This is a genomic window from Corynebacterium belfantii (assembly GCF_041898185.1).
Taxonomy (GTDB): Bacteria; Actinomycetota; Actinomycetes; order Mycobacteriales; family Mycobacteriaceae; genus Corynebacterium; species Corynebacterium belfantii.
Genome location: NZ_CP157823.1, coordinates 1,071,735 through 1,095,867 on the forward strand (window position 1 = coordinate 1,071,735; position 24,133 = coordinate 1,095,867).

Here is a 24,133-nt window from a genome sequence, read left to right on the forward strand (position 1 = left end):
ATATGAGTGATTGGACCCCCAACGACGTAGTACGTACCACGTCTGGCCGAGTAGGAGGGTTAAGCACCACAGCCACCGACACCACCCCAACGGTGCGCACCTGGCGTGGCGTTCCCTACGGGCGGGCAGACCGCTTCCGCGCCCCAACATCCCCGCACCCGTGGAAAGAAATAAAAGACTGCACGCACTACGCGTCTGTTGCCGCGCAGCCAACCTATGGTCCAAGTGATCGCATTCGTGGTTCCGAAGACTGCCTCAATCTAGACATCGTGCGACCAGACCACGACCGCCGCCTGCCAGTTGTGGTCTACTTTCACGGTGGATCCTTTGTTTATGGGTCCAGCCACGAACAACTCTTACGGGGGCACCACCTAGCAACCAGCATGGATGTTGTTTATGTAGCTATCAATTTCCGCCTCGGCGCATTGGGATACCTCGACCTGCGCTCACTAGGAGATGATTGCGTTGCTAATCCCGCTATCTTGGACCAGCTTCTTGCATTGAAATGGATTCAAGCCAACATCCAGGCATTCGGCGGGAATCCCACTAACGTCACCGTCATGGGCGAATCCGCAGGTGGTGCGGCAGTGCTTACTTTGATGTGTACGCCAACCGCGACGGGACTCTTCCACAAAGCCATCGCGCAATCACCACCCATCGCAGCTATTCACTCCAAAGCACAGTCGACCCTGTGGGCTGGAATGCTTACACAACGACTAGGAGTACATAGCCTTAAAGAGTTACGCGAGTTGCCGGTTGCAGATATTATTCGCGCCGGGCAGTCGATGATGTGGCGGAGTAGGGAACTGATTTATCTCAATTCGTGTTATTCCCCAACGGTGGATGGCACGACGCTTTTTGAACATCCACTTAAGGTTTTTGAGCGTGGTCAGCAGTTGAAGGTCCCTCTTCTTGTGGGGACGAATGTGGATGAGACGTCGTTTGCTAAGGGCATGTATTTGCGGTCCAAGGCGCGTACGAGGGCTGCGCATCGAGTGCTTACTACCTTTGATCCGCATAGTGCCGATCATGTGTTGGGCGTGTATCAGGGTGCTAAGCGGCGTCGAGATTTTGCGCAGTTGATTGCGGATGGTGTTTTTTGGGCGCCGAGTATTGCAGCGGCTCAGGCTCATTCGGCGGTTGCTCAGACGTGGATGTATCGCTTTGATTTTGCGCCTGCGTTGTTACGATGGCTGGGGTTGGGGGCTATGCATTCGATGGAGTTGACTCCAATTTTTGGTGATATGAATGCTTCTCGGATGTCAGGTCTTAATGTTCGAAATTCGCGTCTTGCTTTGAAGCAGCTTGGTGAGCAGATGCAGTTTCATTGGGCGCGGTTTATTCATCATGGTCAGCCTAGTGAGGCTTGGCCGTCGTATCACACTGCTGGCGATACAGAGCCTGGGCGGGCGACGATGGTATTTGATCAGGAGTCGCGGGTGATTTATGACCCGTTTTCGCAGCGCCGCCGTGCGTGGTCCGAATACGATATGACCGAGTGGGGTTTGGGGCGCGAGGATCTCCTGCGCGCGCTGGGTTTGTATGAGGAACCTACTTATTTTGCTCCGTTGGAATTAGAACAATAGCTTTGCAGGAAGGCGGATATGGACTCGGTTCTAGATGCTGCATTTGATCGATTAATGGCTGAGCATGAGCGTTTTCGCCCTTCGTTGGATCCCAGCGTTTCGCAGGGAAACGTGGTGGATGCTGAGCAGTTGTATTCGGAAGATACGGTGAAAACGGCGATTGCGGCTTCGCGGCACATCTTCGGGGTGCCTACGGATAAGCACGCTGCACAGTTGTGGCTTTTTAGTTTGCTTGGCGACGCCCTCAATCCGTCGGTGACGGCGATGGTCAGTTTTGATGTGATGCCGTTGCTGGATATACGCCAATCGACTGTATTTCATCGTGACGATACTGGGTATTGGTTTGGTTTCCACCCACATGTTCGTGCACATTGCGTGCGAGAATCGGGGAGAGCGTTAGCGTTGTCTGTTGCGCCTTTGATTGCAACGGTGTGTCAGGTGACAGCGATGCGTCCGGCGCCCCTGTGGGCGGTGGTTGTTGATGCGCTAGTGCAACCAGCTATGGCTGCCGGCAATGAGGATTTTGAAACATTGAAGGCGCTTGGTGTTGCTCGTGAGTTGGCAGCAGGTTTACAAGAAGGGGTGGAAAGCCTAGGAGGGGATTTAGCTGGGTATAAAGCTGGTATACCGCATCATCATTTTGAACAGATTTGTGACGGATACTTTGTGCCCATTGATGCGGAGATCGAGCCTGATTATGTGGTGGCGCATCGGGTGTCGTGCTGCATGATTTATCATTCGCCTACGGCTGGTAAGTGCACATCGTGTCCGCATCAGGACAAAGATGTGCGAAAGAAGGCCCTGATTGCTGCTTCGGAGAGCTTTTAACGATAGGCTAGGGGCCGGCATTGAGCACCTCAGAAAGGGTTGACACACAATGAGCTTCTTTGAAGATTTGGCTACGGCGCTTGATAACGAGGGTATTGAGTCTCGTGTACATGATGACGTGTTGTTTGTTCCTATTACTTCTGATCTTGAGATTCAGTTTGTGGAGATCGACTCGGTGGTGCCAGCAGCAAATGTGTATATCGCTGCTGCTGACGTGGATGAAGACGACGATGAGTTTGAGGCAGCACTGGTTAGTGTTGTGTTCTCGGTCGAAGATGCTATGCGAACGGTTGCCGAGCATGTTGCGACGGATCAGGTTGTGACGGTGCTACGTGATCTGTTGGAAGGCACTGATGATCGTATTGCGGAGCTTGAGTTTTTCCAAGATCCGCATGATCCGCATATGGTGCATGCTGAAGTTGCTGAGAACTCGGAGCTGCAGGTTGTTGTCGATGTTGTTGATGGTGAGGCGCTCGCCACGGTGACTTTTGTAGCATTCGGTGAAAGTTTTGATGACTTGGTTGATCAAGCAATTGATGAGCTGTGGAGTGATCAAAGCAATGATGCACTTAGCGATGAAGAGCGTGATCGCCTGTTTTATGATGTTGCAGCTGAGCTGATAGAAGAGGCTGGGGAAGTTCTGCAGCTCGGTTCCTATTCGGATTGCAACAAACTGTTTGATGTCCTTTCCGTTGCTCTTGAAAATGCTGATGATTGGGAAGAACAGCTGGCTCCGTTGGAATCTGCTGAGGCTGATCTTGAATCCGAGGGAACCAGCTTTGAGTCTGAGGATTTGCTAGGCGATGATGACGATCTCGAATTTGATGATCTTGACGAAGATGACGAAGACGAGGACGCCTAGCAACTAGGCTAAGCAGCTGCTTGGAACGTCTGAAACATCGATGCTGGTGATGGCAGTGGTTGGAAATCTCCTCCGACGATCCAGACGAATACTGGGCACTGTCCATGATCTGTGATCATATGGATGCATTCGGCGTATTGGGGGCCTACGAGCTGAAGCATCCATTGTTCTGCGTGTTCGAATGACACGTTATTGGATTTCGAATCGCTTATCCGCACGCTCATGAGATAAGCGGGTTGTTGGCGTACGCCAAAACCTTTGAGCCGTGCTTTGACGTTTGGGCCAATGCGTCGCCGGCTAATAGAAGCCACCAAGTGGGGTTGCGGAGATATTGTGCTGTGAAGTCCAACAAGCTTAAGCGAAGGCGGACGCCACGTTACTGTGGGGCGGGCGAGGGAACGAGGGTGCTTCATGAGCATGGAAAAACGTGCCACGGTGTCTTCGAGCAAAGTAGAAGCGACTTGGGAATCGACAGCACTATCACTTCGGTGTGCGTGTGCCATATGAGAGTTGGATTGGTGGATCTTTGTTAGGTTCTGAATGAATTTCATGGCTTGAGACTACAACCTCCATCGAACATGTATACGGATTATCGTACAAACAAGTGTTCGAAAAAACAAGGGGGTGTTTATTTTGGCGAAGATGGGGGCGTGTAAGGCTTCTTAACGTCTATGTTTGCGGGATGGATTGAAATCCATTCTCATTATCGGTGCGATTTTTGCCGATTATGGGGGTGAAAATATGTGACCTCATCGACATGTCAGACCTATTAAGTGCAAAGCGTTGCGCCCTGGTTATAACAAGCGTAAATCTAACTATAGAAAGTCTGCTTGACTAGGGAGGATTGCATGAGATGGATTCACTAGGAGAACGACCAAGCAATTGTGCCCCCGTTATTACTATTTCTTCAGGGCACTATCTTGCGCAGATTGCGACTTATGGCGGCGGAATTAAATCCCTTACTTTTGATTCACACCCGTTGGTGGAAACCTACCCTGATGGCGAGTTTCCGCCGCTGAACGCGGGGGTCGTACTGGCGCCGTGGCCTAATCGAACTGACGCTGGTGCCTATGATTTTCAAGGTCAAAGCTATCAGCTGCCGATTACTGAGCCAGATCGTAACAATGCGATTCATGGTTTTGTTGCCAATGCAGTGTGGAACATTGATCTTATTCGCCCTGCTAGAGTCATTCTTTCTACCATTATTGAACCGCAGCAGGGGTGGCCGTGGTCTATTGATCTAGCGGCTGATTATTTACTAACGGATTCAGGTTTAAGGGCACAGTTCACGGCTACGACGCCGCATGAGGCTGTGCCCTTTGGCTTTGGATGGCATACCTATTTATCGGCCCAAGGCACAGAGGTTGATAAAACCACGCTTCGGGTGGGCGTCGATAAGCAATGGATGCTTGATGATCGCAACCTTCCTACCGGTGAGCTCGTTCAACCGACTATCGACGTTTCCAGTGGACTGTCCATGGCGGGAAAGCTTCTCGACGACTGCTTCTTTGCCGAGCGCACTCCCGTAACAACAATCCTGGAATCGCAGGGTGTGGGAGTATCCATGTACTGCAGCGAGCAGTTCCCGTGGTTCCAGATTTTTACTCCAGATCCGGCATGGGAAATGCCATATCCAGGGCGTGGGCGGACGGTGGCTGTGGAACCGATGACAACATCCCCAAACGGACTGAACTTGGGAATCGACACGATCGGCGCGGCATCTCCGTGGCACGGAACGATCACGATTTCCGCATATAACAAGCACTCTTAACCAGCATTAAAAATCAACAACATAAGGATGATCCTCATGGATACCGCATTGAGGCTAGACGCGACGTGGGTCGATTACCTGCTTGTCGCCTTGTACTTTGTATTTGTTTTGGGCATCGGATGGGCTGCGAAAGCTCGCGTGTCCTCCTCCATTGACTTTTTCCTATCTGGGCGCGGGCTGCCAGCTTGGGTCACAGGTCTTGCCTTTGTCTCCGCCAACTTAGGCGCTGTGGAGATCATCGGCATGTCGGCTAACGGCGTGCAATATGGTTTCCAAACCATGCACTATTTCTGGATCGGCGCAGTACCTGCCATGGTGTTCCTAGGAATCGTGATGATGCCGTTCTACTACGGCTCTAAGGTTCGCTCGGTTCCTGAATTTATGCACCGCCGTTTCGGTAGCGCAGCTCACTTGGTCAATGCTGTGTCCTTCGCTGTGGCACAGCTGCTGATCGCCGGTGTGAACCTCTTCCTCCTAGCGAAGGTTGTCAACGCACTTCTCGGTTGGCCGCTGTGGGTCGCCCTCGTATTGGCCGCGGTCATTGTGTTGTCGTACATCACTTTGGGCGGTTTGTCTGCCGCGATCTATAACGAGGTGCTGCAGTTCTTTGTCATTCTTGCCATGCTGCTTCCTATCACCATCATTGGTCTTAATCGAGTAGGAGGGTGGCAGGGCCTAAAGGAACAGGTTGCTATCGAGCACAACTTCCACACGTGGCCAGGCGTAGAGATTTCGGGTTTTGATAACCCAGTGATCTCGGTGATTGGTATTACCTTTGGCTTGGGCTTTGTGCTGTCATTTGGTTATTGGACAACCAACTTCGTTGAGGTGCAACGTGCTATGGCATCGGAGTCGATCTCTGCTGCTCGCAAGACTCCGATTATCGGTGCGTTCCCTAAGATGTTTGTTCCATTCCTCGTGGTACTTCCTGGCATGGTCGCATCGGTCACTGTTGCTGAGCTGATTGGTGATAGTCCTGCCGGCAAGCCTAACGACGCCATCTTGTATCTCATGCGTGACCTTCTTCCCAACGGTCTGTTGGGCGTTGCTATTGCAGGCCTGTTGGCCTCGTTCATGGCTGGCATGGCAGCAAATATCTCGGCATTTAACACCGTGATTTCTTATGACATTTGGCAAACCTATGTGATCAAAGATCGTGAAGACGACTACTACCTCAAGTTCGGTCGCCTTGCCACAGTTGCTGCCACCTTGATCGCAGTGTTTACTGCGTTGCTTGCCCAGAACTTTGGCAACATCATGGATTATCTGCAAACACTGTTCGGTTTCTTTAACGCACCACTGTTTGCCACCTTCATCTTGGGTATGTTCTGGAAGCGTATGACTCCTCACGCAGGTTGGACAGGTCTTGTTGCGGGTACTGCGTCGGCAATCTTCTACTGGTACTTGGCTACCTTTACTGAATCTTCTGCAACGCTGCTTAATCTGCCAGGGCAGGGAACCGCATTCGTCGCTGCCGGTATCGCGTTTAGCGTCGACATCCTTGTCTCCGTGATCGTTACCATGTTCACCCAGCCGAAGCCGGATCACGAGCTGGTGGGCTTTGTAAAGTCTGTTACCCCAAAGGACCATTTCGAGGACCATTCCGAAGACGGCCAGCCGTGGTACCGCCGCACCGTTCCACTAGGAATGCTGTGCTTAGCCTTGGTCGTCGCTCTCAACGTTATCTTTGCCTAGGAGGAGAGGAAAATGCATAACAATACAACGCAGACACCAGCGGGATCACACACTCACCTCGCCGGCGCATTTGATATCAGAAATGTCATCGGGGCATTGATCGGCCTCTACGGAGTGATCTTGGTGCTTTGTAGCTTTGCTCTTGATCCAGGTATCAATCCAGATACAGGCGTGGCTAAAAACGCTCAAGATAATTTGTGGGCGGGCCTTGTCATGGTCATCGTTGGTGTGGTGTTTTTCGCTTGGGCAAAACTGCGCCCGATCGTGATCGAAGAATCCGCAGGTGAAAAATAATGAACGTGACTACTTCCACGCTTGCCGACGGTCGCGAGATCATCTACTTCGATGACCACGAGCTGCGCGAGGGAGAACGAGTTCTTCACGATTCCAGGGACCTGCCCCACACACAGCCACTGTCGGAGATCCGCCACGATCCCCTCACAAACACGTGGGTGGCTTACGCAGCCCACCGCATGAACCGCACGTTTATGCCACCAGCGAATGAAAACCCGCTTGCACCGACAACGCCTGGCAACCTTCCTACAGAGATACCGTCGCCTACGTATGACGTCGTTGTTTTTGAAAACCGATTCCCGTCGTTTTCTATGAACATTGCAGTAGGAGAGGACTGGGAAAGCTATGTCGATGGGATAGACCTCTATCCACGTCGACCAGCCCTTGCCCGCTGCGAGGTAGTCTGCTTTACCCCAGATGTAGACAAGTCCTTTAAGGATCTGCCGGTGTCACGTATTCGCACTGTCATCAATGCTTGGGCACATCGAACCGAGGCGCTGTCAGCCTTGCCTGGCGTCCAACAGGTGTTCCCCTTTGAAAACAGGGGAGAAGAAATCGGCGTAACACTCCAACACCCGCACGGGCAGATCTACTCCTACCCGTTCCTTTCCCCACGGCTACAAGCAATTGTTCAAAGTGCACAATACTATGCGGAAACACACGACGGCCATGATCTCTTCGATGCAATCATCCGCGAAGAATCTGCTGTACAAACACGTGTTATTGAACGCACAGAGAACTTCATTGTTTTCGTCCCAGCAGCTGCAAAATGGCCAGTTGAAGCAATGGTGATGCCGCTTCGTGCTGTAGCTGACTTCACCGAACTCACTGACGTAGAACGCGACGAACTAGCTGCACTACTCAAGCGCCTCTACACGGCAGTGGACAGCTTCTTCGAAGGAGTAGCTAAAACCCCGTACATCGCAGGCTGGACCCAGGCACCAGTAGACTCGGCACTGCGCCCATTTGGCCGCCTCCACCTGCAGCTGTTTTCCTTGATGAGGTCGCCAAACCGAATGAAGTTCCTCGCCGGTTCAGAATCAAGCCAAGGGGTCTGGATCAACGACACCACCCCAGAACGCATCGCACAACGATTCAAGGAGGTATGGCCACATGCCACGCTGGATTAACACCCGAAGCCCCGAACAATTAGACACCGACGCCCGAGCACTGTTTACCCAAGCCTTTGGCAACGAACCCGAAGGCGTATGGGCAGCACCAGGACGCGTCAACGTTATCGGTGACCACGTCGATTACGCCGGCGGAATGTCCATCCCCTTCGCACTGCAACAAAACACAGCCGTAGCAGTACGTCAGCGTGACGACGCCCTCCTCAACGTCGTATCGCTCATTCCAGGTGCCAAAGAACCAGCACGCCTGAGCATCCCCCTAGCTGAAGTCGGCCCGCTCAATCCCGACTCATGGGCAGGCTATGTTGTAGGAACAGTGTGGGCAGGCGTGCAATCAGGAGTGATCCCACGTTGCAGCGGCCTCGACATCGCAGTTGTCTCCGACGTACCGGTAGGCTCCGGACTATCCTCCTCAGCCGCACTGGAATGCTCCATTGGAGTAGCAGCATACGAACTCTCAGTCGGACATGCACCAGACGCGGCTGCTCGCGCTGGGCTGGTCGAGGCAGCAATTCGTGCGGAAAATGAGGTTGTGGGGGCGTCGACAGGCGGGCTTGACCAGCGTGCGTCGATCTTTGGTGAAGAAGGCAAAGCCCTTGTTATTGACTTCCACACCGACCAATTCCGACTCGTGCCTTTTGATCTAGAATCGCGTGACCTTGTTTTGCTTATCGCGGACACGAATGCACCACACACGCTTAACGACGGCCAATATGCTTCTCGACGTGGCGTGACCGATGAAGTCGCACATGCTCTAGGCGGGGAGGGTGCCACCATCCGCAGTGTGAATATCGATGGTGACATTTTCGATCGCACCCGCGATTGGGCAACTGCCAATGGCAAAGCTGTGGATGTCGTAGTTCGCCGCGTGAAGCACATCGTGGAAGAAACTGAACGCACCGCTGAAGCTGCAACTGCGCTTGATGCGGGGAACTTTGATCGCTTCCGCGAGCTCATGAAGGACTCCCATATCTCGTTACGGGATCAATATGAGGTTTCTACACCCGAGCTTGATTCAGCATTCGATGCGGCTGGGCAATATGGTGCACGAATGACAGGTGGCGGTTTCGGCGGTTCGGTGATTACTCTCGTCGCCGCTGACCGAGTAGAAGAAGTAGCAACAGCGATTGCAGACGCCGCGCAACGCCAAGGCTATCCAGAACCCACATTTGTGGTGGCCTCGCCAGGCCAAGGCGCGCGACGCCTGAGCTAAGGCATAGGGGAGAGCCCTTCGCAATCATGTGTGTGACTGCGAAGGGCTTTTTAGTTACACCACTGCACGGCCTTGGATGAAGAGGTGCTGTGGCATGCTTCGCTGGAGCGCCAGCTCAAATTGGATTGGCTTCTCGTTTTTATGGGAAACGTAATCTACTTGACCTAACAAGGTGAATGATTCCGCAAGACCAACTTCATTTTTATTGGCATTTCTTACTGCCAAAAGTAGTGAGTGATCGAGCTCTTTATGATGGATATAGCGCTGTGCAGTGGGCGATTTAATAGCTGTTCGAGATTGAGACTCCCAATGGAACAAATCAGGAGAAATCGGGTAGTCCTTGTAAGAGGTTTTTTTCGTGGAAATGTTTATCGCTTTTCTGCAAAGTAACAAGAAACAAATCGGCATTAAAATTATTAAGTTTGCGAACACCTTCTCGAGGAAGTTTTGCCATAAGCGGCAATTCTTCTCCGTCTTCTAAAACTGCCATTAGTTCCGCAAGTGAATATTGCGCATGCGATAACAACACGGTATTTCCTAGGTCACCCTTGAGAGGCGCAGGATTTACTTTGCTGTCTTCAACTTGAATTTCGAGCAATTCGGATAGTTCTTTGCAAAACGCACGATGTGTGTGGATTTCTTCTAAAGCTTTATCGAATGTAGCAGGAATGACTTTCTGCGGCCTGTTCGCCCAGATATTAAGGATCAACATTTTCGCGTAAGGCTGTAGATCGAGGGGAAGGGAATCGATCGTATTCGCAGTCGAAGCAATAATGTCACGATAGGCATTGGCTCTCTGATAATCGTTTACATGAAGGAACGACTTGACTCGGTTGAGAAGTAGATCCTTACGTGGATCAGCTTTGTCTGCTAGACCAGCTTGCCCCAGATAGAAATTCCAGCTGTAGTCTTTAGGCCGATAAACGTCCATAACAGGAATGCCAGTTGAATCGATGAATTTGCGTAATGAAGTTGATCCGATTTCACCGGTTAAACTGATCATCCGCTTGGATGTTGTCCGTGTCACCTGTTTCAGGTTTTTAAGGACTTGTTCCTTTGTTAATTTATCTAGGATAATGCTGCTGCCAGCCGGAATAGCAGGGAAATCATTTTCGGCTTGGTCAACGAGTTCTTTTCCTGTAAATCCAGTTAGGGCTCGGAAACGGCTTTCCATATCAAATTCTTGGCTGTGCAAACCAACAAAGTCCAGAATGAGACAGGATTCTTTCCCTTGATAAAGGCGAAGACCTCGGCCAATTTGTTGGAGGAATAGTACGGGGCTTTGAGTAGGACGAAGTAAGAGGACGGTATTAATTTCTGGAATATCAAGGCCTTCATTGAAAAGGTCTACAGAGAAGATAACTTTGATACGTCCAGTTTTCAGATCATCTAGTCGGTTGCGCCGGGTTGTCGCATTATCTTGCCCGCTCAGCACGGCTGCAGGCACGCCTTGTTTATTAAAATATTCCGTCATGAATGTTGCGTGTTCTACAGAAACGCAAAAACCCAGTGCTTTTACTCCCGATAAACCGAATGCATAATTGTTTAATGACTGCAAAATAAGCCTTGCACGTTTTTCTCCACGCGCAACGTAAAGTTCATTCAGGGCTGATACCGCATATTCATGCTTGCGCTTGTCCCAAGCAACTGACTGCAGATCAGTATCATCATTAACACCAAAATATTGCATGGGGGCAAGCAATTGAAGCGAAAGAGCGTCCCAAATTCGTAGCTCATGGGCTACGCGGTAATCGAAGAATTCCTTGACATTGATTCCGTCTCCACGTTCAGGAGTAGCAGTTAGCCCGAGTAACTCTTGAGGCTCGAAATAATCCATGACTTTGCGATAAGAGATTGCTTGGGCATGGTGGAACTCATCAATAATGATGAACTCGAAATGGTCTTTTCCTAATGCTTCCATTCGGGAAGTATTTAAGGATTGAATACTTGCAAAGACATGAGTCCATTCTTTAGGAAGAACGCCATCAACAAGTAGTTCTCCAAAATTGCCGTCTGATAGTACTTCGCGGAAAGTACGAAGTGCTTGTTGCAGAATTTCTTTTCTATGTGCAATGAAAAGTAAGCGGGGACGTCTACCCAATGCATCGCACATGTTTCTGTAATCTAAGGCTGCAACGACAGTTTTACCTGTGCCAGTTGCTGCTACAAGCAAGTTTCTATGTCGATTATGTTGCTCGCGTTCTGCTTGCAGACTTTCCAACATGTCTTGTTGATAAGGATATGGCTTTACTTCTAACCCTGATATAGCGAGCTCATCGCTTCCACCGCTTGCAAAACGATCTCGTTGAAGTGCGTATTCGAGTTCCTGTCCATCAGTGCGTGGATCATAAGAAACGAAGTGTTTATCGGCCCAATACGAATCAAATGTTGCAATAAATTTCGAAACAATCTCAGGGGATTTACCTGACGAAGTACGAACATTCCACTCCATGCCGTTAACCAACGCCGAAGCAGACAAATTTGAACTTCCGATGTATGCAGTATCAAATCCCGAGTTGCGTTTAAATAACCATGCTTTAGCATGCAAACGCGTCATATTTGTCTCGTACGAGATCTTAATTTCCGCCCCGTATTTTTCCACGAGCCTATCAATTGCCTCCTTATCGGTAGCACCGCAGTACGTCGTGGTGATGATGCGAAGGGGAACACCGCGATCGCGAAGCTTAAGAAGAGGCTCATCAAGTACTCGAAGCCCACCAGTTTTTATGAAAGCGCATAGAAGATCAACCGAATCAGCTGTTTCCAGCTCACGGCGGATTTCGAGATCCATATTGGTTTCATTTTTCGCATTTGTTAAGAGCGCCAGGGAGGAAAGCGGCTGCTCTGGTAGCTGGGGCGCCTGTATTAAAGAAGTCGGACGGATCGACGTAAGTAGCTGTTCAGAATCAACACTGGAATCAGTATCTAGAAGCGCAGCCATAGAATTGATAAGCGCTATGCGTTCCTTTTCCTCATTAAGGCTTGATAGTTTGGCTTCGAAGCGTAGGGAAAATTCTCGGGCAAGCACGTCGGTGTAGCGGCGTTTTACCTCTTCATCGTCAAGTGACTTGATTTCGGCCACTGAATCCGGGGAAAGCTTTTGAGTTTCTGTAAGACGTTCAGAAATTCTACGAGTAATGGGTGTTTCATAGACACCAAAGGGAAGAGCTGAATCGGCAGTAGACATATTTAGTCGCTTAGTTGGTGAAGTTTCCTAAAAGTTTGACCGTAGGAATATCTGCAGGTGCCCAGTCCAGCTGAGCGAGTTCACTGGGACGTAGCCACTTGATTTGTTCGTGTTCAGTCAGTTGTGGCTCGGATCCATTCAGGGTGCAGAAATAAGTTGATAACTCGACGATTCCAAAGTCATATTCAAATTCCGTTGTTGTAATGAATTTGCCTACGTGAGCGTCGCAACGTAATTCTTCGTGCAGTTCGCGCTGGAGTGCTTCTTCTGGGGTTTCGCCTGGCTCAATTTTTCCTCCAGGGAATTCCCATAACTTTCCCTGGTTCTTAGATTGTCCGCGTTGAGCTGCGAGAATGAGGCCGTTGCGTGTGAGAACTGCGCCGGTAACTTTGATGCGCTTTTTCATGTCACTCCGATATAACGTTTGAAAAGAATTGTGTTGAATGCTGCCAAGAACAGGGATGCTCTGCGGACAGAACGCACTTTATATCAACTTCGCTGTATTTACTGTAGGTAGTCAGCGGGGAAACGTCGCAAAGCGTGCAACTTTGTAAGGTGCGACACTAATTATTCAATGATTAGGTAAAACACGTGGATGTGGCGTAGCGTGGTGGGGCAATGAGCATTACCGATAACGCCACCAGCGGCGAGAACGAGCTGGATATTAAGATTTTGTCGGAATCTCAGGATAATTCGCAGGTAGACGAAGGCACCACCATCAATAATGATGTCGTTGCCGATGTAGACGACTCCAGGGTTGCGAACACTTCTGAGGCCACCGACTCCGCTCAGCAAGAAGCGGACAGTGCAGAAAAAGATGGATTCGAGGCTCTTGGTCTCCCAGACGCAATCCTGAAGGCAGTCGCTAAGGTTGGCTTCGAAACGCCATCCCCAATTCAGGCGCAGACCATTCCGGTGTTGATGCAGGGGTATGACGTTATGGGCCTCGCGCAGACGGGTACAGGTAAGACGGCAGCTTTCGCGTTGCCAATCTTGTCGCGTATTGACGTCAAGAAGCGCCACCCACAGGCGTTGATCCTCGCCCCAACTCGCGAACTTGCTTTGCAGGTTGCAGACTCCTTCCAGTCCTTCGCAGACCACTTGGGCGACATCCACGTGCTACCAATCTATGGCGGTCAGGCTTACGGCATTCAGCTGTCTGGCCTGCGCCGTGGCGCACAGATCATCGTGGGTACTCCAGGTCGTGTGATCGACCACTTGGAGAAGGGCTCCCTCGACATTTCCAACCTCCGCTTCCTCGTTCTGGACGAGGCAGACGAGATGCTCAACATGGGCTTCCAGGAAGACGTTGAGCGCATTTTGGAGGACACCCCAGAGGACAAGCAGGTTGCTTTGTTCTCTGCCACCATGCCAAACGGCATTCGTCGTTTGTCTCGCGACTACATGAAGGATCCTCATGAGATCCAGGTGAAGTCGCAGACGCGCACCAACACGAACATCACTCAGCGTTACCTCAACGTTGCACACCGCAACAAGCTCGATGCCTTGACCCGTATCCTTGAGGTCACCGAGTTCGAAGCCATGATCATGTTCGTGCGTACCAAGCATGAAACTGAAGAAGTCGCTGAAAAGCTTCGCGCACGCGGATTCTCCGCTGCCGCTATCAACGGCGACATCGCTCAGGCTCAGCGTGAGCGCACCGTCGACCAGCTCAAGGACGGTCGCCTCGACATCCTCGTTGCTACCGACGTTGCTGCCCGTGGCCTCGACGTTGAACGCATCACTCACGTGTTCAACTACGACATTCCAAACGACACAGAATCCTACGTCCACCGCATTGGTCGTACCGGTCGTGCAGGTCGTTCTGGTGAAGCAATCTTGTTCGTTACCCCACGTGAGCGTCGCATGTTGCGTTCCATCGAGCGCGCCACCAACGCAAAGCTGATCGAAATGGATCTGCCTACCGTTGATGAGGTCAATGAGTCCCGCAAGGCAAAGTTTGCTGACTCCATCACCGAGTCTCTTGAAGACGATCAGGTAGCAATCTTCCGTAGCCTGATTAAGTCCTACGCGGAAGAGCACGATGTTCCACTAGAAGACATCGCCGCCGCATTGGCTACCCAGGCACGCGCTGGTTCCGAATTCTTGATGAAGGAGCCACCACCAGAGAAGCACCGTGAGCGTCGTGACCGCGACGATCGTCGTGGCGGACGCGACCGCTTCGATCGCGATGACCGCCGTGGCGGCCGTGACCGTGGCTCCCGCTTCGAGCGTAACGACGACATGCAGCTCTACCGCCTAGCAGTTGGTAAGCGCCAGCATGTTCGCCCTGGTGCCATCGTTGGTGCTCTGGCAAACGAAGGTGGCCTGTCCAACAAGGACTTCGGCCGCATCAACATCTTCGTTGATCACACCTTGGTCGAGTTGCCAAAGAACATGGATCCAAGCGTGATCGACCGCCTCAGCGATACTCGTATCTCCGGCCAATTGATCCACATCGAAAAAGACAACGGCCGACCACCACGTCGTAACGACGGATACCGTGGCGGCGACCGCTTCGATCGTGACGATCGTCGTGGCGGACGTGACCGCGGCGGATACCGTGGCGGACGTGACCGCAACGACCGTGGTGATCGCGGTGGCTACCGTGGTGGCCGCGGCGGATACCGCGACTAATAAGAAAACTGGAATAAGGGAGTACGGTAGTTATCCGTGCTCCCTTATTCATTCCCGCAGCCTCCGACTCGATAGGAGACAATCACCGTGGAACGCAACATATTTGCAGTCATTTCCGTGTTCATCGCCTTCCTAGCCCTTGGCGTCACAATGGTCTGGCTCTTGCAACACGATCCCCTCGAGCAGGCGCTCAAAGGGAAAGAATCACCAGTCACAGTCACCGTGCACGATGTTTACGACGGCGAATGGGTAAGCGTCAGCTCCGTATGCCCCTACGAAGACCGTGAAGCCGCTGCGGACCGCCTAGGAATGGAAGACCTCAACATTCCTGAAGAAGGCGCCAAAGACTCCGAGAATTTCATCGTTATGCACGCCGCCAACGGTGAATACGAAACCCACAAATACAAGCGAAGCGCCATGGATTTGTGCACACACCCCTTTGACCACGTCGACGCACTGACACTGACCTCCACACCAGCAGGGTGGGAAGTTCAGTAAAGCGCTTTCGAAGAGAAAACCAAAAGCTGGGCTAGAGCCAGCGTTGGCAATGCTCTTCAGCACTAGAAAATATAAAAATCCACACCGGCAGTGAACTGCTCCCCATAATCCGGACTGAGAAAATCAGAAACCAGATTGTGGGGAGTTTCTCTATGCATCCACGCAGTAAACTCAGTCAGGCTCAGCGTGAGCTGGCAGTCGACCTATTCGAGGAAGGCTACGGCTCGCGGGCAGTGGCTAACCGCCTCGGGGTCAGGCGTGAGCAAGTACGTCATCTCGAAGACCGGTTCCGGTTACATGGCAGACTATGTCTGGTGAGCAAACGAACGAAGAGGCAGTACTCCTTCGATGCGAAAATGGAGATCCTTCGCCGCCATAAAGCTGGCGAATTCAAATCCGATCTTGCCAAGGAATATGGCTTGTCGTCGCCTGCCCTGATTAACCATTGGGTATGGCAGGTCAATAAAGGTGGCCCTGATGCTTTACGGCCGAAACCCAAAGGCAGGCCTAAAGGCTCAGCTCGGCCTGCACCGGTGACGGAAGAAGATAAGTTGCGGCGTGAAAATGAGCTTCTTAAGGCGGAAGTGGCGTACCTAAAAAAATGAGGGACTTGAGGGATCAACGACGAGGCTGAAAGTTGCGGCCATCATCACCTTCAAGTCCGATCACCGCCTGGATGACTTGCTTGCCGTCTCTGGCCTGGCTAGGTCAACGTTTTTTGATCATCAGCGTCGTCTTGACCTGCCAGACAAGTACGCCGACCTCAAGGAACAGATTACGACGATCTTTCACGACTCCAACGCCACGTTTGGCTATCGCCGTATCTGGCGTGCGCTGCGCAACAACAACACGATCGTCAACAAGAAGGTGGTTCGCAGGCTTATGCGCGAGCAAGGATTGGTATCGAAGATCAGGCGTAAGAAGTACAACTCCTACCGTGGCACTGTCAGCCACATTGCTGACAACGTGCTTGACCGACGCTTCATCCAAGACGCACCGAACAAAGTGTGGGTTAGTGACGTCACCGAGTTCCGGGTAGCCGGCACCAAGGTATACCTGTCGCCAGTCATGGATCTGTTTGACCGAACCATCTTGGCGCATACTCTGTCTACGTCACCGAATACTCAGCTCACATCACGCTCGTTGGCCGATGCCATTGCCATGTTTAGTCCGGGTAAAGGACTGATTGTGCACACTGACCAAGGCTTTCAGTACCAACACGCAAGCTGGCGCACCCTGATTAAAAGCGTTGGCGGTGTGCAGTCAATGTCACGCAAAGGCAATTGCTACGACAACGCGGTGATGGAAAATTTCTTCGGACACTTGAAATCAGAGATGTACTACGGCGCGTCCTTCACCAGTGTCGATGAGCTCTGCCAAGCTATCGATGATTACATACTGTGGTACAACACGTACCGACTCCAAGAACGATTCAAGGGTCTGGCTCCGATGCAATATCGGAACCAGACCCTTGCAAAGACCCTAACCGTTTAGAATTAACCCAGTCCGGAAAACGGGGCTCAGTTCACAGTAAAACATCGCCGGTGTGGATTTTTATGAGTGATTACGACTACTTAATAACAACCATCAAGATTGCTACGATCACCCAGATCAAGGAGAAGATGCCACCAAACATTGACAGTTGGCCCTTAGCCTTCTTCCAATCGGCGATCTCAAATCCGCCCTCGGCCTGCTCGTCAGCTTCTAGGAGGCCCAGGTTGCCCATCATCTTCTTTTGCTTAGGCATGATGACAAAAATCAGCAGAGCCCATGCGATCACAGACAGTGCAATAGAAGCGTGGTAAACACCGTTGCTCCAGTAAGAATCGTTGGTGAACATCACAGCAAAGCCCACCAGTGGCACTAGGAGGGAGAGCATGCCGTAGGTCTGCGTGATCTTGTACAACACCGCAGCAGCGCCCTTGGCCGTCTCGTTGCCGTTGTGTGCGGAGAAGGCACGGGTGTGGAAAGTGGAAACAGCCACCGTGACGGGGCCGAGGAACAAAATAGCTGTAAGTACATGCAGCAAAATCAGGACGGAGTTCATAGGAACCGCACGAGCCTTTCATACGATGGGTGAGATTAAAAACACATCTTAACATTGTCTGCGCATGACCCTTAGATCTGCGGAGCTAAGAGGTAGATCGTATTTACGTGCCACATCGGCTAATCGGTTGACGTACCAGCACCGTTGCTTGTGTGCCGAGGGGAGCCATTCACTGGGCAGCTTGTCAGATTTTTGACGATTTTGTTGCTTAGAGGCGGCCACGAGATTTAACGGATCATTAGCAAACGCTATTCGCCGTTCCTTATCCCAAGCGAATGCGCCCATGTCCCACGCGGCAGAAAGCGGATATACATGGTCGAGCTCAATAGGCTCTCGATCGTGGCCTGGATGGACAGCAATAGGGCGAAGCGAATAAGGATCGTCGCCGTATCCCCGAGTAAGTGAGCAATCGACGGTGAGATGGGCGTCGATAAGCGTGGCGGCTAGCACCTCGTCTCGCGTGGAACATCCACTGCTTTGTAGCGCCCAACCATCACCGAACTGCGAACGCTCATACCCAATAACCGTCACGCGATGGGAAACCTCACGCAGATCATGAAAATACCAACCGTGGGGAATCGACAAATACACCGCGAAACACGTCATCGCGACTAGGAGGGTAAAGAAAATGCGCTTCATACATGTTTGGACGTATAAAGCGCATTATTTGGTTCCCTGTTAGAGCAACTTTTCTTGAACTTCGCTGACCTCTAGCTCAGGGTGCGCCTGCGAAACTTTTGTCAGCTTAGTGGCGCGGTCAAAAGCAGAACGTACAGATGCAGGTGGGGCAGGGGTGGCTAGTGACACCACAACCATCACGAACAATCCGCTGAAGAAGCCAGGCACGATTTCGTACAAGCTATCTCCTAGAGGCGACATGCCCCAAGCAAACGATACCACAGCGCCGGTAACCATGCCTGAAATCGCGCCTGCGAAATTCAAATGCTTCCAGTACAAAGTGAGCAATACCAGCGGGCCAAACGCTGAACCAAAACCAGCCCATGCAAAACCCACTAGGTTCAGAATGGAATCTTGGGGGTCAATAGCCAATACGCCGGCCACAATGGCTACTGCCATGACAGCAGTACGAGAAAGGTTGATCATTACAGTCTCGCTGGGAAGGTTCTTTTTAAAGGCCTTGAATAGGTCTTCGATCAACGAGGTGGAGGTGACTAGGAGCTGCGAAGCGATCGTTGACATAATCGCTGCTAGAACCGCGGTAAGAATCAATCCGCCGATAAGCGGGTGGAAAAGTACGCGACCCATGTCCAAGAAAATTGTCTCGTATGCCTTTTTATCAACAACCTCAACATGAGGATTTTGGCCAAAAATGCCGTACCAATAATCGCGGTAAACGTTGCGCCCAAAATGGACAACAACATCCATGCTGTACCGATCCACCGTGCTTGGCCCGCATCTGATGGTTTACGCAGAGCCATAAAACGGACGATGATGTGGGGCTGGCCAAAATAGCCCAAACCCCAAGCAAGGTTACCGATCACCGCAGCAACTGAAACACCAGAAATCATTGAGAAATAATGCGGATTACCTACGCCATCCATGTACGGGCCGTAGTCATGCGATGTTGCCCACGTCCAGATTGAACTGGGATCATCCAGATACAACAATGCCGCTACTGGAACGAGAACGAGCGACACAAACATGATGGAACCCTGAACTGCATCCGTGTAGGACACAGCTAAAAAACCACCGATAAAAGTGTAAATGACCGTAATGCAAGCAACGATCAGCATGCCGTCGAGATACGCACCGCCAAATGTCGACTCGAAATAGCGGCCACCCGAAACCATGCCTGAAGATACATAGAAGGTGAAAACACAATGATGATCAACGAGCTGACAATGCGAAGGACTCGCGAGGAATCATCGAGGCGATTTTCAAAAAACGACGGAAGCGTAATCGAATTCTGAGCAACCTCCGAGTAGGAGCGCAAGCGAGGTGCCACCCAGCGCCAGTTAGCCCATGCACCAATCAACAAACCTACGGCGATCCACAGTTCCGACATGCCGGTGACAAACAGCGCGCCAGGCAAACCCATGAGCAGCCAACCGGACATATCAGAAGCACCGGCAGATAGTGCGGCAACAAAGGGGTTGAGGTCGCGCCCCGCAAGCACATAGTCGTCATACTGGTCAGTTTTGCGGTAGCTCCAATAACCGATAGCTAACATCACCGCCATATAAATGATGATGGCGACGATGAACCACGTATGTTCGGTCATCCTCTCTAGCCTCCTCACGTGGTGCCTGATCGAACGACGCACGGAGAATGAAATATCTGAGCCAAGGACCGTGTGCTGGACGAACGCGACGAAAAACAATTGACGTGAAAACTTTACCCTGTCGTTGTGACACTCACGGAAAGACTGTCGGAGGAAGATAGAGAAGAAGCGATGTATTTTAAAGCCGTTACTCCCCACAAGTCTTCGAACTGGTAGAAATGATGAAATGAGCACGCACCTACTCCATGCATTGTGGCTGAAGAATTCTGGCCTGCATTTGTGGATTGAGCAGGTGGAAGGGCACAAAATCGTGTTATCTGATGCGGTGCCGGATAGCACTTTTCCGGATAGCGTCGCAACGCTGATTCGTGGCAAGCGATTTACACATCAAGTGAAAACTAAGTTGCTTACCCCCAAGGGGAGGGAGGTTACCCTCCAACTGCCCACCATAGCTTTTACTCCAGAGCAAACAGTCAGGGTGCTATCGCAGATCGCAGCCATAACGCCGATGGTGGCAAGCCGTGCCCAACGTGCAACCTTGGCGCCAGATTTGATGTGGATGGTGCGTCTTTATCAAGGCCTAGAACAATTTGTTCGTGCTGGTCGATTGACTATCAAATTGGGATACGCTGACCATCAGTGGTGGCCCACGTGGCAGCTATCTGCGGGACTTCAAGAACGCGGATGGATTGCACAAATGACGGCAGCGGCCCCTGGGGTGCTCATTGCTAATGCAGGATCATCTGTGGCAGAAGATATTGCAGATGAACTTCCGCATTGGATAGCTAACTCCTTATTGCAGGATTTGCTTGACACTCCGCGTTCGAGCGAATGGCATAGCTTCCCCGAAGCTCTTATGCGTAGTACTCCATTGCGGCGTGGTACAGCGCAACTTGTTTCAGCGCTTAATGAGTGGCGCGATTCCATGACATCAGTCAACGTGCAACTGGTGTTTATCGTGGAAGAACCCTCGAAAGATCGTGAAGATCGAATCGATCCTGCGGATATGCTCTGGCCCATTCGTGTCCGAGTTCGCTCCGGTGTGGATTCCCCGCAGCCGATCATGTTGTCGCATTACGACTCAGCCACAAAAGAACGCTTAAACGCACTGAGGCGTGAAGCAATTCTCGTTGCCCCGATCTTGGAAAAACAGGGTACTGATTCTAATGTTACCCCCACCCAACTTTTTGAGCTTCAGCGTGAAGAAGGCGCAGGGGACTGGGATTGCTATGTCACGACAGATCAGCTTGTCGATTTTATCGGTGATGCCGCGGCACGGCTGAAATCACGTGGGTTTAACGTTTTGCTGCCACGATCATGGGACCGGCAAGAAACGAAAGCACATTTGCGGCTCAGTGATCCCGCGGAAGCATCGACCCAAGCCACTATCGGTTTGGACAAAATAGTGGACTACGACTGGCACATGTCGGTCGGAGACATCGAGTTGACCGAAGCTGAAATGGTGGAGCTCGTTCGTTCCAAGTCGGGGCTTATCCATCTGCGCGGCGAATGGGTTATGGCTGATACCGCAGCTATTCGACGCATCGGCGACTACATGAAAGACGTCGCTGCGCAATCCCGTAAGCGCAAAAAACAAGCCCTTGATACCGCCGTCATGGAAGCAGAACTTGCCAAGGCTAACGACGACCCACGGTGGCCGATGCTGGAGGCGCGTGCAGAAAAACTTGCCGAGGAATTTAACAATGAATTCGCGGAATTCGGACAAGTAACGCTCGCAGAGTTACGGGAACTCGCCCTCACAGCACAAGAAAATGAGCCGATTGCCTACACGGGATCGCCGTGGCACGCCAGCCTCGCGGGCGGGAGCATGGGGAAAGATTCACCGGCCCCTCAGCGTGTTTCTATTCCCGATACCGTTCATGCTGATCTGCGTGAATATCAACGCAGGGGAGTAGATTGGCTCTACTGGATGGCACACAATCATTTAGGTGCAGTTCTTGCCGATGACATGGGTTTGGGCAAAACGCTTCAGCTGCTTTCTTTAGAAGCCGTTGAGCGCAGTGAGCACCAGCGCGGTCCCACGCTTGTGATTGCCCCTACATCTGTCGTGGGCAACTGGGCGCGTGAAGCCCACAAGTTTGTGCCCACCATGCGTGTGGAAGTACACCACGGAACCTCGCGAAAAGCGGATGATGAGTTTATTGAGCTGGCTCAGTCCCGTGATGTGATCGTGACCAGTTATGGTACCGCGGCGCGCGACTTTGAGCTTTTGGGCAAGATTACGTGGCGACGCGTAGTACTCGACGAAGCCCAGCACATTAAAAACTCGGCAACAAAGGTATCCAAAGCAGTACGCTCGCTTCCCTCAGAACATCGCGTTGCGTTGACCGGAACGCCGGTAGAAAATCGCCTATCAGAGATGCGATCCATCTTGGATTTTTGCAATCCAGGGGTATTAGGCAGCGCTTCGTTTTTCCGAAATCACTTCGCACGTGCCATTGAACGCGAACATGATGAAGACATGACCGAGCGATTGCGAGCATTAACTGCACCCTTTATCTTGAGGCGCCTGAAAACCGATTCCGCGATTGTGGATGATCTTCCGGAAAAGACTGAAACTGTTTTGACGGTAGATATGACCTCGGAACAAGCTGCTTTGTACAAAGCGTACGTTGATAGCGTGAAAACCCAGCTTGATCAGGCTGAGGGGATGAACAAACGAGGTCTGGTGTTGTCTGCCCTGACTAAGATTAAGCAGATTTGTAATCACCCTGCGCATTTCCTTGGCGACGGATCGGCCATGACGATTAAAGGCAAACACCGATCTGGCAAAGTTGCTGAGCTCATGAATCTGATCAATGACGCCGTTGATTCCGATCAAAAACTGCTGATTTTTACGCAGTACCGTGCCTTTGGCGATCTTCTCGTCCCGTATCTCAGTGACTACTTTGGCACCACGATTCCATTCCTCCACGGCGGTGTGAGTAAAACAGGACGCGATCGAATGGTAGAAGAATTCCAAATGCCAGATGGACCTCCAGCGATGATTCTTTCGCTGAAAGCTGGCGGCACGGGCTTAAACCTGACCAATGCTTCCATTGTGGTGCACATGGATCGCTGGTGGAACCCTGCTGTAGAAAACCAGGCTACTGACCGCGCATTTCGTATCGGCCAGCGTAAGGATGTCACGGTGTACAAGATGATTACCGCTGGCACTCTTGAAGAATCCATTCAAGATATTTTGGATGGTAAGACTCAATTAGCTTCAGCTGTAGTCGGTGAAGGCGAAGGCTGGCTCACCGAGCTGTCTGCGGAAGAACTCGCTATGCTCATGAGTTATCGAGGACGGGAATAGATGGCGCAGCAGGAACCACCCCAGGACAAGAGACGTCGACACGCGCGAGTGGACAACGTTATTTATGCAAATTTCGGGGCAAAAACAACGGTTCGCCCTGAACCCGAGGCACCAGAGATCGTCGAGTCCCGCAATTTTTCCCCAGTTGCTTTGCGAATCCGCGACTTGGCTACGCAGGAAGCAGACGCCGGCCGGTTAAAACGCGGGCGTGATTATGCACGTTTCGGTCATGTGCTCAACGTGAAGTTTGGAAACTCGCTCATTACTGCCGACGTCGCCGGATCCCAAAACCTCCCATTCCAAGTCAGCATCGCATTTCCGTATTTAAGCACCGACGGTTTAAGCCAGATCACTCAATACATTGCTGCTTCGCCTGATGGCATCAATGCTGCACGTCATGGACAGCTATCAGAAGATATTTTGGATTTGTTGCTCGGTACTCAAGTGACGTTTCGTTGTGACTGCCCAGATCACGTCGTGTGCTGTAAACATTCCGTCGCTGTGGTGACGGTGGCCTCTGAAAAAGTTGAAGCGGATCCGTTGCTGGCCTTTCGACTTCGCGGACTCGATTTAGCCCAGCTGGAGCAGGCCGTAACGATGCAAGCACGTGCGGCGAGCACTCAAGACCTGAAAGAACGATTCTGGCAAGGCCGCGATTTACCGTCCTTGCCGGAGCCTAAAATCGCCCCAGCTTTAGACGATTCTGACGCATCGTTGCTGCATAAAGCTATGAGGCTAGTGTCTTACACCAACATTGATGAGCTTCGGGCAGTGAGCGACATCGAAGACATCTACTACTATATCACCCACGAAAAGGGGTAAGCGTG

16 protein-coding genes and 3 pseudogenes are annotated in these 24,133 nt (G+C 51.5%); 13 read left to right on the forward strand and 6 right to left on the reverse strand.

Annotation, left to right across the window (positions count from 1 at the left end):
- The first annotated feature begins 2 nt into the window (after positions 1-2).
- Genes ABMV07_RS05555 through ABMV07_RS05565 form a run of 3 tightly spaced genes read left to right on the forward strand, consistent with a single transcriptional unit; the run spans position 3 to position 3,276 of the window.
- Positions 3-1,586 (forward strand): carboxylesterase/lipase family protein, encoded by a 1,584-nt coding sequence (locus tag ABMV07_RS05555; protein WP_197689969.1) that lies wholly within the window; start codon positions 3-5, stop codon positions 1,584-1,586.
- Positions 1,587-1,604: 18 nt separating this feature from the next.
- The gene (locus ABMV07_RS05560; RefSeq protein ID WP_197689573.1) at positions 1,605-2,414 is read left to right on the forward strand and encodes a (2Fe-2S)-binding protein; all 810 of its coding nucleotides are present in this window, start codon (positions 1,605-1,607) and stop codon (positions 2,412-2,414) included.
- Between the two features lie 49 nt (positions 2,415-2,463).
- Entirely contained in the window at positions 2,464-3,276 is an 813-nt protein-coding gene (locus tag ABMV07_RS05565; protein WP_197691947.1) for a hypothetical protein, read from the forward strand.
- Positions 3,277-3,284: 8 nt separating this feature from the next.
- Here ABMV07_RS05565 and ABMV07_RS05570 read toward each other — a convergent pair whose 3' ends face one another.
- On the reverse strand, positions 3,285-3,827 hold the full coding sequence (locus ABMV07_RS05570; protein WP_197690762.1) for a hypothetical protein: 543 nt from the start codon (positions 3,825-3,827) through the stop codon (positions 3,285-3,287).
- A 302-nt stretch (positions 3,828-4,129) separates the two neighbouring features.
- On the opposite strand from ABMV07_RS05570, the gene ABMV07_RS05575 reads away from it, so the two are divergent.
- The 5 genes from ABMV07_RS05575 to galK are packed head-to-tail and all read left to right on the forward strand — an operon-like array spanning position 4,130 to position 9,379.
- Positions 4,130-5,047, forward strand: a complete 918-nt coding sequence (locus ABMV07_RS05575; RefSeq protein ID WP_197691946.1) for an aldose 1-epimerase family protein — start codon at positions 4,130-4,132, stop codon at positions 5,045-5,047.
- A gap of 36 nt (positions 5,048-5,083) precedes the next feature.
- On the forward strand, positions 5,084-6,742 hold the full coding sequence (locus ABMV07_RS05580; protein WP_374064962.1) for a sodium:solute symporter family protein: 1,659 nt from the start codon (positions 5,084-5,086) through the stop codon (positions 6,740-6,742).
- Positions 6,743-6,754: 12 nt separating this feature from the next.
- On the forward strand, positions 6,755-7,036 hold the full coding sequence (locus ABMV07_RS05585) for a hypothetical protein (protein WP_196981224.1): 282 nt from the start codon (positions 6,755-6,757) through the stop codon (positions 7,034-7,036).
- On the forward strand, positions 7,036-8,166 hold the full coding sequence (gene galT, locus ABMV07_RS05590) for a galactose-1-phosphate uridylyltransferase (protein WP_374064963.1): 1,131 nt from the start codon (positions 7,036-7,038) through the stop codon (positions 8,164-8,166). The genes ABMV07_RS05585 and galT overlap by 1 nt, the downstream gene beginning before the upstream one ends.
- A complete protein-coding gene (gene galK / locus ABMV07_RS05595) occupies positions 8,150-9,379 on the forward strand; it encodes a galactokinase (protein WP_374064964.1) in 1,230 nt (409 codons plus the stop codon). Before galT ends, galK begins: the two co-directional genes overlap by 17 nt.
- A 54-nt stretch (positions 9,380-9,433) precedes the next feature.
- Here the strand turns inward: galK and ABMV07_RS05600 are convergent.
- Together ABMV07_RS05600 and ABMV07_RS05605 are read right to left on the reverse strand one after the other, a co-directional pair.
- Positions 9,434-12,566, reverse strand: a pseudogene (locus ABMV07_RS05600) (DUF3427 domain-containing protein).
- A 10-nt stretch (positions 12,567-12,576) separates the two neighbouring features.
- Positions 12,577-12,972, reverse strand: coding sequence for a (deoxy)nucleoside triphosphate pyrophosphohydrolase (locus ABMV07_RS05605; RefSeq protein WP_071571692.1), 396 nt, complete (start codon positions 12,970-12,972; stop codon positions 12,577-12,579).
- A 212-nt stretch (positions 12,973-13,184) separates the two neighbouring features.
- Between ABMV07_RS05605 and ABMV07_RS05610 the strand changes: the two genes are divergently transcribed.
- The 3 genes and pseudogenes from ABMV07_RS05610 to ABMV07_RS05620 all read left to right on the forward strand — a co-directional run.
- On the forward strand, positions 13,185-15,203 hold the full coding sequence (locus ABMV07_RS05610; protein WP_088266745.1) for a DEAD/DEAH box helicase: 2,019 nt from the start codon (positions 13,185-13,187) through the stop codon (positions 15,201-15,203).
- 87 nt (positions 15,204-15,290) lie between these two features.
- On the forward strand, positions 15,291-15,701 hold the full coding sequence (locus tag ABMV07_RS05615) for a hypothetical protein (RefSeq protein WP_088266746.1): 411 nt from the start codon (positions 15,291-15,293) through the stop codon (positions 15,699-15,701).
- A 305-nt stretch (positions 15,702-16,006) separates the two neighbouring features.
- Positions 16,007-17,195, forward strand: a pseudogene (locus tag ABMV07_RS05620) (IS3 family transposase); the annotation flags it as partial.
- Positions 17,196-17,271: 76 nt separating this feature from the next.
- On the opposite strand, the gene ABMV07_RS05625 reads toward ABMV07_RS05620, so the two are convergent.
- The 3 genes and pseudogenes from ABMV07_RS05625 to putP form a co-directional block, all read right to left on the reverse strand.
- Positions 17,272-17,748: a DUF2269 family protein gene (locus ABMV07_RS05625; RefSeq protein ID WP_088267536.1), complete on the reverse strand. Its 477-nt coding sequence runs from the start codon at positions 17,746-17,748 to the stop codon at positions 17,272-17,274.
- 48 nt (positions 17,749-17,796) lie between these two features.
- Positions 17,797-18,387, reverse strand: coding sequence for an HNH endonuclease family protein (locus tag ABMV07_RS05630; protein WP_196981571.1), 591 nt, complete (start codon positions 18,385-18,387; stop codon positions 17,797-17,799).
- A gap of 39 nt (positions 18,388-18,426) precedes the next feature.
- Positions 18,427-19,990 (reverse strand): annotated as a pseudogene (putP, locus tag ABMV07_RS05635) (sodium/proline symporter PutP).
- Between the two features lie 226 nt (positions 19,991-20,216).
- Here putP and ABMV07_RS05640 point away from each other — a divergent pair.
- Both ABMV07_RS05640 and ABMV07_RS05645 read left to right on the forward strand, forming a co-directional pair.
- Positions 20,217-23,306 carry a DEAD/DEAH box helicase gene (locus ABMV07_RS05640; protein ID WP_197690983.1) on the forward strand — a complete coding sequence of 1,030 codons (3,090 nt, stop codon included), beginning with the start codon at positions 20,217-20,219 and terminating at the stop codon, positions 23,304-23,306.
- Entirely contained in the window at positions 23,307-24,128 is an 822-nt protein-coding gene (locus ABMV07_RS05645; RefSeq protein WP_196977482.1) for a hypothetical protein, read from the forward strand.
- Positions 24,129-24,133 lie beyond the last annotated feature (5 nt).